This is a genomic window from Duganella rivi (assembly GCF_009857435.1).
Taxonomy (GTDB): domain Bacteria; phylum Pseudomonadota; class Gammaproteobacteria; order Burkholderiales; family Burkholderiaceae_D; genus Rugamonas; species Rugamonas rivi.
On record NZ_WWCK01000004.1, the window covers coordinates 416,622 to 429,907 of the forward strand.

A 13,286-nucleotide genomic window follows, 5' to 3' on the forward strand; every position below is an offset into this window, starting at 1 on the left:
GCCATTTGGAAAAATTCGTCTATGATGAAATAGTAGGAGACCCAAACAACGTCTAAAACACATACATCACTATGACGCTTCATGAACCACATTCCACCCTGAGCCGAAAAGGGCCGCCGCGTCCGCAAGACGCGATAGCCCCCTTTACGGCGCAGCCAGATAACTCTTTTGACATGGCCACCGAGGACGAAATCGGTGATGCGCTGACCCTGCTGGCCGAACATGGCGACGCCATTTCGATGTACGCCCCAGGCAGCCGCGAGCCTATCCTCGGCCGCATCCTGTCGGTCGATCCCGAATTGCCGCATTTTGTGATGGAGTTGAACGAGGGCGCCACGCTGCCCTCCGGTAAGATCACGTTTGTCACCACCCTGCGCTCGGCCAAGCTGCAATTCCGCCTGTCCAAGGACGACTGGGACCCGCTGCCCGGCCAGCCGCTGCACATCCCGATGGTGTTCCCGGAAACCTGCACCGTGCTGAACCGGCGCACCACGGAACGGCTGGAAACGCCGCTGGGCATCACTTGCACGGCCGCATTCGCCGTGAGCGAAACCAACTTCCATGAGTTGCCGGTCTACGATATTTCCGACGGCGGACTCGGCATGCACTGCTCGAAAGCCCGTGCCAAGGGTTTGATCAAAGGGCGCAAACTGCACGATGTGGTGCTGGAAATGGGGGAAATCACCATCGAGGTCGCGGAAATGGAAATCCGCTACACCCGCGCCTTCCGTTCATTCCTGGCTGGCGAACAGCTCCATCTTGGCTGCATGTTCACCCAGCTGACGCCGGAAGCGACCAGCAAAATCAAGACGGTGCTCGATCAGATCAAGAATCCTTAGCCTACGCTTTAGTTGAGCAGCAGCTCCGGCTGTTGGGCCACGATGGCGGTCTTGGGGATGCAGACGATGAAGGTACTGCCCTTGCCTGCTTCCGATTTGATCTGCAAGGTGCTGCCGTGGCGCAGCAGCACGTGCTTGACGATGGCCAGCCCCAGCCCGGTGCCCTGCGTTTCGCGCGAGCGGCTCTTGTCGACGCGGTAGAAACGCTCGGTCAGGCGCGAGATGTGTTCCGGGCTGATGCCGATGCCGGTATCTTCGACCATGAACTTGACGCCGCCATCGTACTCTTTCCAGATCAAGTGGATCTTGCCGCCGGCCGGCGTATAGCGCACCGCGTTCGAGGCCAGGTTGCCAAACGCGCTGTGCAGTTCTTCGTAGGAGCCGACCACGTCCGGGCCATTCACTTCCATGGTGATTTCGTGCTTGCCGGCCGACAGCGCGCGCGCTTCGCGCAGCAGCTGATCCATCAGCTTGCCGACATCCACCGGATCGGGGCGCATCGGGTAATCCACCGACTCCAGGCGCGACAGGGTCAGCATGTCCTCGATCAGATGCTGCATGCGGTGGCCCTGCTCCGTCATCAGCTTCAGGTGCGCGGCGCGGGTCGCGGCATCCAGGCCTTCTTGCGCGGCGATCTCCAGGAAACCGACAATCACGGTCAGCGGCGTGCGCAGTTCGTGCGAGGCGTTGGCGATAAAGTCGCGGCGCATTTCCTCGATGCGCTCGGTCTCGGTCGCATCGTGCGTGACCAGAATCTGGCGGCGGTTTTCAAACGGGATGATGTGCACAATCAGCTTGCGCTCGCGGAAACTGATCGTCAGCGGCTGCTCGTAGCGGCCGAGGATGATGTAGTCCATGAAGTCCGGGTTGCGCACCAGGTTGGTCACGCGCATGCCCTTGTCACGGTCATTGCTCAGGCCCAGGTGCTGCTCGGCGGCCGGATTGCACCATTCAAGGAATAGCACGTCGTCCATGATGGCCACGCCGTCCGGCAGCAAGTGCATGGCCTGGCGGAAGCGCGCCAGCCACTCGGTCAGTTCGGTCTGGTTTTTTTCGTCCTCGCGGCGCATGCGGTACAGGCGCGAGAAAATGTTGGTCCATTCGCCCCAGCCATCCGGCAGCTTGGCGCTTTGCGGATCGTCCATCCAGTTGCTGAGCTGGTAGAGGTAGGAAAGTTGCGTGAACACCAGCGCGATCATGGCGATCAAGGCCAAGATCAGCCCGTTGACCCAGCCAAACATCCAGCCGCCGAGCGCACATGCCGCCAGGATGACGGCGGTGCGCAGTGCGGCAGGCACCCAGAACACCAGTTTTGGATTCATTTAAAACTCAGCTTTTTTCCGACAGCATGTAGCCTACACTACGCACGGTTTTGATCAGGTGCTCGGCCTCTTTCAAGGCCTTGCGCAGGCGCAGCACGTGCACGTCGACCGTACGTTCTTCGATCACCACGTGATCGCCCCACACTTTGTCCAGCAGCTGGCTGCGCGAGAACACGCGTTCCGGGTGCGCCAGCAGGAATTTCAGCAGCTTGTATTCGGCGTGGCCGATGTCGATTTTCTGGTCGTCCATCGACACCGTGCAGCTCACCGGATCGAGCATGATGTTGGCCGCGCGCATGGTCGATTGCGCGTGTTCCGGCGCCTTGCGGCGCAGCAGCGCCTTGGCGCGCGCCAGCAGCTCGCGCGGCGAGAACGGCTTGGTGACGTAGTCGTCGGCGCCGGTGTTGAGGCCGGCCAGCTTGTCCTCTTCCATGCTCTTGGCCGTCAGCATGATCACCGGGATGTCGTTGAACTGGCGATCAGAGCGGATGCGCGACAGCAGGCGGATGCCGGTCGAATCCGGCAGCATCCAGTCGAGCAAAATCAGTTGCGGGGTCTTGGTCTGGATGAAGTCCCAGGCCTCACCCGCGCTTTGCACGTTGCAGCAGTTCCAGCCTGCTTCGCGCAGCGAAAACGTCACCAGCTCGACAATCGCCGGTTCGTCTTCAACAATCAATACGGTGGTTTTATCAGATGCCATTTATTTTTTAGATTTACTCAGCTTGCTCAGGCTGTTCTTCCAGCACGTGGGTCTTGGTGTGGCGAATGTCTTTGCCTTCGACCACGTAGATCACGTATTCAGCGATGTTCTTGGCGTGGTCGCCAATGCGCTCGATGGCTTTGGCCACCCACAGGGTATCCAGCGCGGCCGAGATGGTGCGCGGGTCTTCCATCATGAAGGTGATCAGGTTGCGCATGATCGAGCGGAATTCGTGGTCGATCACGGCGTCTTGCGCGATCAGTTGCAGCGCTTGCTTGCCGTCGTTGCGGGCAAACGCGTCCAGCGCATCGTGCAGCATGTCGCTGGTGTTGTTGGCGATGCCGCGCACCATCTCGTAGTGGTTGACGGTCACGGCGCCACGTGCGTGCAGCTGCTTGGCGGTACGGGCAATCTTGGTGGCTTCGTCGCCGATGCGTTCCAGATCGGTGATGACCTTGATGGTCGCCATGATGGTGCGCAGGTCGTTGGCGGCCGGCTGGCGGCGCACGATCAAGTGGCTGCAGGCGTCGTCCAGCTGCACTTCCAGCTGGTTGACGGCGTCGTCTTCACGCATCACGCGCTCGGCGCGCTCGGAATTACCGATACGGAAGCAAGTCATGGCGTCGAGGAACTGGGTCTCGACGATGCCGCCCATCAGCAGCACTTTGCTGCGGATGGATTCGAGTTCGTTGTCGTACTGCTTGGATGAATGCTCACCGATCATGCTGCTCTCCAATTTGAATGCGTATTATAAGGTTGATCAGCCGAAACGGCCGGTGATGTAATCCTGCGTTTCTTTGCGCGCTGGATTCATGAAGATCTGATCGGTCTCGCCGAATTCCACCAGCTCGCCCAGGTACATATAGGCGGTGTAGTCCGAGCAACGGGCTGCCTGCTGCATGTTGTGGGTCACGATGGCGATGGTGTAGTCCTGCTTCAGTTCGCTGATCAGTTCTTCCACTTTCGAGGTCGAGATCGGGTCCAGCGCCGAGGTCGGCTCGTCCAGCAGCAGCACGTCAGGCTTGACCGCCACGCCGCGCGCGATGCACAGGCGCTGCTGCTGGCCGCCCGACAGCGACAGGCCGCTCTTGCTCAGCTTGTCTTTGACTTCAGTCCACAGCGCGGCTTTTTTCAGCGCCCATTCCACGCGCTCGTCCATCTCGCCTTTCGACAGGTCTTCGTACAGGCGCACGCCAAACGCGATGTTGTCGTAGATCGACATCGGGAACGGGGTCGGCTTCTGGAACACCATGCCGACCTTGGCGCGCAGCATGTTCAAGTCCTGGCCGCCTTCGAGGATGTTACGGCCGCGGTACATGATCGAACCTTCGGCGCGCTGGCCTGGGTACAGATCGTACATGCGGTTCAGGGTACGCAGCAGGGTCGACTTGCCGCAGCCCGACGGGCCGATGAAGGCGGTCACTTGCTTCTCGTGGATGTCGAGGCTGACGTTGTGCAGGCTCTGGGTTTTACCGTAGAAGAAGTTCAGGCCCGAAATTTCAATGGTCTTGCGCTTGCCTTGGTTCATGGCGACGACGTTTTCCTGGTTCAGTTGCGTATTCATTGTATGGATTCGCTTTATATAATTAATTCGGGGCTTTTTGGGCAAACACGGTACGCGAGATCACGTTCAGGGCCAGCACGCTGAAGGTCACCAGCAGTGCACCGCCCCAAGCCAGCTCGCGCCAGTTGTCGTAAGGGCTCATGGCGAAACCGTAGATCACGACCGGCAGGTTGGCCATCGGCGCGTTCATGTCGGAGCTAAAGAATTGGTTGTTCAGCGCGGTGAACAGCAGCGGCGCGGTTTCACCCGAGACGCGGGCCACGGCCAGCAGCACGCCGGTGATCACGCCGGCTTTAACAGCGCGCAGGCGCACCATCATCGCGACTTTCCAGCGCGGCGCACCGAGTGCGAAGGCGGCTTCCAGCAGGCTGTTCGGCACCAGGCGCAGCATGTTGTCGGTGGTACGCACCACCACCGGCACGGCGATCAGCGCCAGCGCGATGGAGCCGGCGTAGCCGGAGTAGTGCTTGGTGGTAGCCACGTACATGGCCCACACGAACATGCCGATCACGATCGACGGCGCCGACAGCATGATGTCGGTCACGAAGCGGGTGATGCTGGCGATCTTGTTTTCTTCGCCGTATTCCGCCAGGTACATGCCGGCCAGGATGCCGATCGGGGTCGAGATCAGGGTCGACAGGCCGACAATCATGAAGCTGCCGAAGATGGCGTTCAGCAGGCCACCGCCTTCGCTGCCCGGCGCCGGGGTAGTTTGCGTGAACATATTGATGCTCAGCGCGCCGAAGCCTTTGACGATCAGGGTGATCAGGATCCACGCCAGCACCAGCAGGCCGACCGACATTGCGGCCACCGACAGCGCGATGCCGATGCGGTGCGTCAGCAGACGCTTGCGGTACACCGGATTCATCGCGGCTTTTTCCAGAGTTGCGCTCATTATTTGACGCCTTCCTTGCGAGACATGCCAGCCAGCATCAGCTTGGCGGCGGACAGAACGATAAAGGTAATCACGAACAGGATCAGTGCCAGCGCGAACAGCGACGAGGTGTGCAGCGGCGTATCCGATTCGGCAAATTCATTGGCCAGCGTCGAGGCGATCGAGTTACCGGCAGCGAACAGCGAGAACGACAGCTTGTTGGCGTTACCGATCACGAAGGTGACCGCCATGGTCTCGCCCAGTGCGCGGCCCAGGCCCAGCATTACGCCGCCGACCACGCCGGTCTTGGTGTAAGGCAGCACGATCTTGCGCACCACTTCCCAGCGGGTGCAGCCGAGGCCGTAGGCCGATTCTTTCAGCACGGCCGGCACGATTTCAAACACGTCGCGCATCACCGAGGAGATGAACGGGATGATCATCACGGCCAGGATCAGCGCGGCGGTCAGGATGCCGATGCCCATGGTCGGGCCGTTGAAGAACTGGCCGATCAGCGGCAGCTGGCCGATGGTCTGTTTCAGGAACGGCTGCACGTAGTCGCCGAACAGCGGCGCAAACACGAACAAGCCCCACATGCCGTAGATGATAGACGGGATGCCGGCCAGCAGCTCAACTGCCGTACCCAGCGGACGGCGCAGGCCGGCCGGGCAAATCTCGGTCAGGAACAAGGCGATGCCGAACGATACCGGGAAGGCGATCAGCAGCGCGATGCCCGAGGTAGCCAGGGTGCCGACGATGGCGATCATGGCGCCGTACTGGTCGTTGACCGGATCCCACTCCACGGTGGTGATGAAGGCCGGGCCAAACTCTTTGAAAGCCGGCCACGCGCCGACCATCAGCGAGAAGATAATCCCCAGCAGCACTGCCAGCACGGACAGCGCGAACAGCATGGTGGTCTTGTGGAAGAAGAAGTCCTGGATGCGCTGCTTGCGCATGGTGCGGAGCATGGCCTGCATGGCAGCTTGTTCCGCGGCAGTAGCTTGTGCGGTGTTGATATGCATGGCCGGCTCTTGCTTTGGTAGTGGCGTGGAAGTGATATCTGCGCTCATATTTTTTCTCGGTGGATGTAAGCTAGCCTGCGGATCCCGGTCGGGCCCCGCAGGCTAACCCCCTCGCCGCCCGCCGTTGCGACTATGCTGACGGCGGCGAAGGGACAGTCCTGATTAGTAGATTGCCTTGCCCGAAGCGTCTTTCAGGTTAGCTTTCCACGAATCTTGTACCAGCTTAACCACCGATGCTGGCAGTGGAACGTAGTCCAGTTCGGTAGCAGCTGCGCCACCGTTTTTGAAGGCCCAGTCGAAGAACTTGACGACTTCTTTACCTTTGTTGGCATCAGCCTGGGCTTTGTGCATCAGGATGAAGGACACGCCGGTGATAGGCCACGAATTTTTACCAGCCTGGTCGGTCAGCACGACGCCGAAGCCTGGGGTCTTGGTCCACTCGGCCGAAGCAGCAGCGGCTTTGAAGAACTCGTCGTCAGGCTGCAGGAAGTTGCCGTCCTTGTTTTTCAGCTGGGTGTGCGACATTTTGTTCTTTTTAGCGTAGGCCCACTCAACGTAGCCGATCGAACCTTTGATACGCTGAACGTTGGCTGCAACGCCTTCGTTGCCTTTGCCGCCGACGCCGACGATCCATTTCACAGCGGTCGAAGCGCCGATCTTGGTCTTGAATTCTGGGCTGGTTTTCGACAGGAAGTCGGTGAACAGGAACGAGGTGCCCGAACCGTCAGCGCGGTGCACCACGGTGATGTCGTCTGCTGGCAGTTTCACGCCTGGGTTCAGCGCGGCGATGGCAGCGTCGTTCCACTTGGTGACTTTGCCGAGGTAGATGTCAGCAACCACTGGGCCGGTCAGCTTCAGCTGGCCTGGGGTGATGCCGTCCAGGTTAACCACGGTCACAACGCCGCCCATGATGGCTGGGAATTGCATCAGGCCTTCTGCGTCCAGGTCAGCGGCTGCCAGCGGCATGTCCGATGCGCCGAAGTCAACGGTCTTGGCTTTGATCTGCTTGATGCCAGCGCCCGAACCGACGGACTGGTAGTTCAGGCCGTTGCCGGTAGCGGCTTTGTACGACTCAGCCCACTTAGCGTAGATTGGGTACGGGAAGGTCGCGCCGGCGCCGGTCATATCGGCGGCGTGAGCAGCCGACGAGAAAGCCATTACAGCTGCCGCGCCAACCATCAGGGAAGAGATCAATTGTTTCAGTCGCATTTCAAGTCCTTTGTTATGACAGGTTAGGATGCTGCGCAGTCTAACGGCCGAATATGACAGCTTTATGACATACCCAAAATATTTCAAAAATAGTTCCGTAGACCCCGCTTCCCTCTGTAAACAGGCCGAGTTGCCCCTCTATGTTACGCCTGCTTGTCATAATTGGCGGCCATTTATGACATGCTCTGTCACAAAGCTGTCATATTTAGTCTTTACACTGTAGCAATCATTCTTCCGCAAACAGGATAGAATGGAATTACCAGCAAAGTGAACAAAAAGACATGAAGCCTGACCTGCATGCGGAAGTAAATAAGAACTCGGCCTTTCTCGACCGCGAGCTGTCGCAATTGATGTTCAATCGCCGGGTGTTGGCGCAAGCGGAAGATAAAAGCATCCCCTTATTAGAGCGCCTGCGCTATCTGTGCATTGCCAGCAGCAACCTGGACGAGTTCTTCGAGGTACGCGTGGCCAGCCTGTTGGCGGCCGGCGCCGCCGACGGCTCCCTGTCCAGCCACCCTGCCCTTGTGGCTACCCTGTCGCGCATCAGCAATGAGTGCCACGCGCTGGTGGCGTATCAATATGAACTGCTGAACACCGAAATCCTGCCCGAGATGGCCGCCAACGGCATCCACCTGGTGCGCCACAACGAGCGCAACGATGCGCAGCGCGCGTGGGTCAAGGAATATTTCGACACCGAGGTGCGGCCGCTGCTGACACCAATCGGCCTCGACCCCGCCCACCCGTTCCCGCAGGTGGTGAACAAGAGTTTGAATTTCATCGTGCAACTGGGCGGCAAGGATGCGTTCGGGCGCGGCACCGGCATCGCTATCGTCAAAGCGCCGCGCGTGCTGCCGCGCGTGATCCGCCTGCCCGACCATTTATCGAAGAGCGGCGGCATTTCGTTCTGCCTGCTGTCCTCGGTGATCCACGCTCACATCTCCGACTTGTTTGCCGGCCGCGAGGTCATCGGCTACTCGCAGTTCCGCGTGACGCGCGACAGCGATTTGTGGGTCGATGAAGATGAAGTGAAAAACCTGCGCCAGGCCTTGAAGGGTGAGCTGGTCGGCCGCCAGTTCGGCGCTTCGGTGCGTTTGGAGGTGGCAAAGAACTGCCCGCCCGAGTTGTCGCAGTTCCTGCTCGATCAGTTCGGCCTGCACCAGAGCCGCCTGTACGCGGTGAACGGCCCGGTGAATCTGGTGCGCCTGACCGAGATCATGGATCACGTCAACAACCCGGCGCTGCGCTTCCCGGCCTTCTTCCCCGGCTTCGCGCAAAAGCCCGGCAGCCACGACATTTTCGCGGCGCTGCGTGAAAACGATATCTTGCTGCACCACCCTTACCAGTCGTTCCAGACCGTGATCGACTTCATTCGCAGCGCCGCGCATGATCCGAACGTGGTGGCGATCAAGCAGACCATCTACCGCACCGGCATGAACTCGGACTTGATGGAATCGCTGATTACTGCGGCCAAGCTCGGCAAGGAAGTCACTGTCATCGTCGAGTTGAAAGCGCGCTTCGACGAAGAAGCCAACATCAACTGGGCCGACAAGCTGGAGCAAGCCGGCGCGCAAGTGGTGTACGGCGTGGTCGGTTTGAAGACGCACGCCAAGGTCGCGCTGGTGATTCGCCGCGAAGACAAGAAGCTGCGCTACTACGCCCACCTTGGTACCGGCAACTACCACCCGACCACCACCAAGTTCTACACCGACTTCGGCCTGCTGACCTGCCACCCCGGCATTGCGCAGGAAGTGAACGAGGTGTTCATCCACCTGACCTCGCTGACCAAGCCGCACCGCCTCACCCACTTGTGGCTGGCGCCGTTCGCGCTGCAAAACGAAATCATCAAAGCCATCCGCAACGAAGCACGTATTGCGCGCGCGGGACGTCCGGGCCGGATTATTGTTAAAATCAATGCGCTGGTGGACGAATCGGTGATCCGCGCTTTGTACGCGGCGTCGAAGGATGGGGTGAAGATCGACCTGATCGTACGCGGCGCTTGCATGCTCAAGCCGGGCGTGCCCGGCCTGTCGGAAAACATCAAGGTGCGTTCGGTGATCGGACGCTTCCTGGAGCACAGCCGCATCTACTACTTCCGCAACGATCTGGAACACGACACCTACCTCGCCAGCGCCGACTGGATGAGCCGCAATCTGTTCCGCCGCATCGAAGTCGCCTTCCCGATTTTGGACAAGGCGCTGAAACGCCGGGTGATGGCCGAAGGCCTGAGCCCGTACTTGAAGGATAACCAGAACGCCTGGGAACTGGAGCCGGACGGCCACTACCAGCGCCGCAAGGCGCGCGGCAAGCAAGCCAGCTTCAGCGCACAACAGCACTTGATGGAGACACTGGGTACACCCAACGGCCACCTCGGAGAATAAAGCATGGATCTGATTTTATGGCGACACGCCGAAGCGGAGGATGCAGGCCCCGGCATGACCGATCTGGAACGCGCGCTGACCGCCAAGGGCCAGAAGCAGGCGCGCCGCATGGGACAATGGCTGAACTCGCAGCTACCCGATAGCTGCAAGATTTTGGCGAGTCCCGCCGTGCGCACCCTGGAGACGGTGGAAGCACTGGGCCGCAAGTTCAAAATCCATAACGACCTTGCGCCCGGCGCCGATCCGTCCGACATTTTGAAAGCCGTCAACTGGCCGGGCAACAAGGATTCGGTGCTGGTGGTCGGCCATCAGCCGACGCTGGGCCAGGTGGCTTCCATGTTGATGACGGGTGACGACCTGGAGTGGGATATCCGCAAGGCCAGCGCGTGGTGGTTTGCGCAGCGCGAGCCCGGTGACCCCATGAGTGTGTATCTAAAAGCGGTGATGGCCGCCGACCTCGTAGTTAAATAGCTTGCAAAGCCAATAGCATCTGCTAAAGTTTAATTGCATCAACTATGAGGGAGGCCATCATGATGTTCACCTTGCTCACCATGGGTATGTTCGGGGGCATGATTGCCCTGGTGGTGTATGAACTAGTCCAGGAAATGCGTGGCAGTAAACATAAGCTCATCGACCGCTATCACGAATAGCACTCAGCTTCATCGAAGCCTACGGCGCCAGCGGCGTGCCCTATCAGGACAACGCCTCTCGCGCCGTTCAACGTTTACAGCTCCCGATTACACCCCGGTTTTGAACTTCGTGTAGATGCGCGTGATGTTGCGGCGAATGTCCGCCGGCACCGCCTCTGGCGCAGCCATGCGCTTCTTGTCTTCGGTCGACAGGAACACCGTCTTGTTGTTAGCGATATCCTTGCGCACGTGCTTGACGCTGGCCGCGTTCGGATTGGCGTAGAACACCTTGTTGGTCAGGCTGGCATGCACTTCAGGGCGCATGATGTAGTTGATCCACAGGTGGGCGTTGTTCGGGTGCGGCGCATCGGCTGGAATCGCCATGGTGTCGAACACCAGCGCGGCCGAGGTCTTCGGCACCAGCACTTCAATCACGTTGCCGTTCTTGGCGTCGATCGCGCGCTGGCGGGCGATGTTGATGTCGCCCGACCAGCCCAGCGCCACGCACACCGCGCCGTTGGCCATGTCATTGATGTAGCCCGACGAGCTGAACAAGGTCACGTAAGGACGAATCGCTTGCAGCACCTTGCCGGCTTCGGCGTAGTCGGCAGCCGACTTCGAGTAGGCTGGCTTGCCGGCGTAGATCAGCGCGGCCGGCAGCACTTCCGACGGCGAGTCAAGGAAAGACACGCCGCACGATTTCAGCTTGGATGCGTACTTCGGATTGAAAATCAGCTCCCATGCGTTGTCCGGCATCGGCATGCCACCCAGCGCGGCCTTGACCTTGTTCACATTGATGCCGACCGTGGTGTAGCCCCACAGCCAGTCCACCAGGTACTCATTGCCCGGATCGATATTGGCCAGCTTGGCCTGGATTTCCGGGTCGAGGTTTTTCAGATTAGGCAGCTTGGACTTGTCCAGCTTGCGCAGCTGCTTGGCATCGATTTGCAGGCGCGCCCATTGCGCGGTCGGCACCACGATGTCGTAGCCGGACTTGCCGGCGACCAGCTTGGAGTTCAGGATTTCGTTGTTATCGAAAAGGTCATAACGAACCTTGATGCCGGTTTCCTTCTCAAAATTCTTAACCGTATCTTCGGCGATGTAGTCCGACCAGTTGTAAATATTGAGAACCTTTTCCTCTTGCGCCTGCGCCGCACCTGCCATCAAGCCGGCCGCGACCAGCACCGCACCAACGAACTTCCCTGCCATAGCACCTCCGAAATGGGATTCATACACAAGCCGTGATGATCGGACATCTACCACGCGGATGCAAGGAGTTCCTTAGAATTATCAGCCCAATATATCGAACAGAGTGCCGGTGCCTGCACTGCCGCTGCCCGTGAGCGCGCTGCCGGCGCCGGTTTGAGCCTGGGCCGTGTACAGGGCCGCCAGCGCGTTGGCCTGCAAGGTCATGGCCTTGGTCATGGCGGTTTTCTTGCTGTTCAGGCTGTTGATTTCGTTGGTGGTCAGGCTGGTTTCCTTGGTCAGCACGCTGTTGGCCGAGGTCAGCGAGGCGGCCTTGGCCGATAGCAGGTCGGCAATGCCGCGGCCGTCGTTGGTGAACAGCTTGGCCAGCGCGGCCGAATCGGCGGTCATGGCCGCTTGCAGCTTCTTATCGTCGAGCAGCAGGTTGCCGTCCTTGTCCTGGCTGACGCCGGCGGCCGCCAGCGCCGTCACCGAGACCGAGCCGCCGCCGGTTTTCAGCAGCAAATTCATCTGGCTCATGGTCTGGTTCAGGGCCGTATCCGATTTCAAAGCGCCCTTTTGCAGCTTGAGCAGCTTGGCATTGAGATCGTTGTAGGCGCTGACGAACGATTTCAGGTTGGTGCTGATCTGGCTGGCGTCCTGCGTGATCGTGACGTCGCTTTTGCCCTTGCCCACCAGCGTCAGGGTGGCGCCGGCGATAGCGCTATCCTTGACGGTGTTGCTGGCACTCTTGATCTCCTTGCCGTCGACAGTGAGGATGGCGTCCAGCGCCGGGCTGGTTTGCTTGAGTTTTTGGGTGCCGTCGGGGTCGTAGGTCAGCAGATTTTTCAGCGCCGCGTCGCCGCTGACGCTGATGCGCATGCTGTTGGCCGCGCCGTCCGGGCCGGCAATCGACAGCGCGTACTGGCCATCGTCGCCCTTGACCACGCTGACGTCCACGCCGGCGGCTTTGAAAGCGGCGGCGATGCCGTCCAGCGTGTTGTTGGTGGAATCGATGGTGACCGTTTTGCTGGCAGTGGCGGCGTTGACAAAGCCCTTCTCGCCGCCGGCGGTGCCGAAATCGATTTTGACGGTGGTCGTCGCGCCGGTGCCGATCTTGCCGTTGGAGGAAGCGAAATCTTCGCTGGTCAAGAACTGGCCCTGCGCCAATTGTTTGATATCCAGCGCGTAAGTGCCAGCCTTGGCGGCGCCGCTGGAGGCTGCTGTCAGCACGCCCTTGGCGGTGCTGGTGGCGCTGGTGTTGAGGCCATTGCCGACGAGGCCGGCGGCGATTTGCTGGAAGCTTGCCAGCGCGCTCTGCAACTGGCCAAGCGCCGACAATTTAGTCTGATCCTTGGTAATGGACGCATTGAGCTTGGCAGCGGCGCTGGTTTGCGACGCCATGGTTTGCTGGACGCGATTGTAAACGTCCGTCGAGACCGTCGCGCCGGTTGAGCTGCTGGTCGAATTGATACTGGAAGTAGCCATGGTTTCATTCCATTTTGGTGGTTACCTAGTATGCAACATAGACGTCCGCACCAAAGCGGTGAACAGCAAGGGTTTTCCC

The 13,286-nt window shown here is 59.8% G+C and carries 12 protein-coding genes; 3 read left to right on the top strand and 9 right to left on the bottom strand.

The genetic code is table 11. The features are described 5' to 3' along the window. Positions 1-173 precede the first annotated feature (173 nt). Positions 174-839 (top strand): flagellar brake protein, encoded by a 666-nt coding sequence (locus GTP45_RS14370; protein ID WP_229258463.1) that lies wholly within the window; start codon positions 174-176, stop codon positions 837-839. 8 nt (positions 840-847) lie between these two features. Here GTP45_RS14370 and phoR read toward each other — a convergent pair whose 3' ends face one another. The 7 genes from phoR to pstS form a co-directional block, all read right to left on the bottom strand. Next, positions 848-2,161, bottom strand: a complete 1,314-nt coding sequence (gene phoR / locus GTP45_RS14375) for a phosphate regulon sensor histidine kinase PhoR (RefSeq protein WP_161014556.1) — start codon at positions 2,159-2,161, stop codon at positions 848-850. A 7-nt stretch (positions 2,162-2,168) separates the two neighbouring features. After that, positions 2,169-2,861, bottom strand: coding sequence for a phosphate regulon transcriptional regulator PhoB (gene phoB / locus GTP45_RS14380; protein WP_161009957.1), 693 nt, complete (start codon positions 2,859-2,861; stop codon positions 2,169-2,171). A 13-nt stretch (positions 2,862-2,874) separates the two neighbouring features. After that, complete coding sequence (phoU, locus tag GTP45_RS14385; RefSeq protein ID WP_161014557.1) at positions 2,875-3,585, bottom strand: phosphate signaling complex protein PhoU; 711 nt, start codon at positions 3,583-3,585, stop codon at positions 2,875-2,877. A gap of 36 nt (positions 3,586-3,621) precedes the next feature. After that, on the bottom strand, positions 3,622-4,425 hold the full coding sequence (gene pstB / locus GTP45_RS14390; RefSeq protein ID WP_229258464.1) for a phosphate ABC transporter ATP-binding protein PstB: 804 nt from the start codon (positions 4,423-4,425) through the stop codon (positions 3,622-3,624). A 22-nt stretch (positions 4,426-4,447) separates the two neighbouring features. Then, on the bottom strand, positions 4,448-5,320 hold the full coding sequence (gene pstA / locus GTP45_RS14395) for a phosphate ABC transporter permease PstA (protein WP_161014558.1): 873 nt from the start codon (positions 5,318-5,320) through the stop codon (positions 4,448-4,450). After that, positions 5,320-6,318 (bottom strand): phosphate ABC transporter permease subunit PstC, encoded by a 999-nt coding sequence (gene pstC / locus GTP45_RS14400; RefSeq protein ID WP_161014559.1) that lies wholly within the window; start codon positions 6,316-6,318, stop codon positions 5,320-5,322. The genes pstA and pstC overlap by 1 nt, the downstream gene beginning before the upstream one ends. Before the next feature lie 162 nt (positions 6,319-6,480). After that, on the bottom strand, positions 6,481-7,527 hold the full coding sequence (gene pstS / locus GTP45_RS14405) for a phosphate ABC transporter substrate-binding protein PstS (RefSeq protein ID WP_161014560.1): 1,047 nt from the start codon (positions 7,525-7,527) through the stop codon (positions 6,481-6,483). A gap of 245 nt (positions 7,528-7,772) precedes the next feature. On the opposite strand from pstS, the gene ppk1 reads away from it, so the two are divergent. Beyond that, positions 7,773-9,905 (top strand): polyphosphate kinase 1, encoded by a 2,133-nt coding sequence (gene ppk1 / locus GTP45_RS14410; protein ID WP_371874466.1) that lies wholly within the window; start codon positions 7,773-7,775, stop codon positions 9,903-9,905. Between the two features lie 3 nt (positions 9,906-9,908). Then, positions 9,909-10,376 (top strand): SixA phosphatase family protein, encoded by a 468-nt coding sequence (locus GTP45_RS14415; protein ID WP_161014562.1) that lies wholly within the window; start codon positions 9,909-9,911, stop codon positions 10,374-10,376. 266 nt (positions 10,377-10,642) lie between these two features. Here GTP45_RS14415 and GTP45_RS14420 read toward each other — a convergent pair whose 3' ends face one another. Both GTP45_RS14420 and fliD read right to left on the bottom strand, forming a co-directional pair. After that, positions 10,643-11,743, bottom strand: a complete 1,101-nt coding sequence (locus GTP45_RS14420; protein WP_161014563.1) for a polyamine ABC transporter substrate-binding protein — start codon at positions 11,741-11,743, stop codon at positions 10,643-10,645. Between the two features lie 81 nt (positions 11,744-11,824). Then, complete coding sequence (fliD, locus tag GTP45_RS14425; RefSeq protein WP_161014564.1) at positions 11,825-13,207, bottom strand: flagellar filament capping protein FliD; 1,383 nt, start codon at positions 13,205-13,207, stop codon at positions 11,825-11,827. Between the last annotated feature and the right edge of the window lie 79 nt (positions 13,208-13,286).

Coding starts and splice junctions, on each gene's coding strand:
- GTP45_RS14370 (WP_229258463.1), top strand. CDS start 174: ATGGCCACCGAGGACGAAATCGGTGATGCGCTGACCCTGCTGGCCGAA.
- phoR (WP_161014556.1), bottom strand. CDS start 2,161: ATGAATCCAAAACTGGTGTTCTGGGTGCCTGCCGCACTGCGCACCGCC.
- phoB (WP_161009957.1), bottom strand. CDS start 2,861: ATGGCATCTGATAAAACCACCGTATTGATTGTTGAAGACGAACCGGCG.
- phoU (WP_161014557.1), bottom strand. CDS start 3,585: ATGATCGGTGAGCATTCATCCAAGCAGTACGACAACGAACTCGAATCC.
- pstB (WP_229258464.1), bottom strand. CDS start 4,425: ATGAATACGCAACTGAACCAGGAAAACGTCGTCGCCATGAACCAAGGC.
- pstA (WP_161014558.1), bottom strand. CDS start 5,320: ATGAGCGCAACTCTGGAAAAAGCCGCGATGAATCCGGTGTACCGCAAG.
- pstC (WP_161014559.1), bottom strand. CDS start 6,318: ATGCATATCAACACCGCACAAGCTACTGCCGCGGAACAAGCTGCCATG.
- pstS (WP_161014560.1), bottom strand. CDS start 7,527: ATGCGACTGAAACAATTGATCTCTTCCCTGATGGTTGGCGCGGCAGCT.
- GTP45_RS14415 (WP_161014562.1), top strand. CDS start 9,909: ATGGATCTGATTTTATGGCGACACGCCGAAGCGGAGGATGCAGGCCCC.
- GTP45_RS14420 (WP_161014563.1), bottom strand. CDS start 11,743: ATGGCAGGGAAGTTCGTTGGTGCGGTGCTGGTCGCGGCCGGCTTGATG.
- fliD (WP_161014564.1), bottom strand. CDS start 13,207: ATGGCTACTTCCAGTATCAATTCGACCAGCAGCTCAACCGGCGCGACG.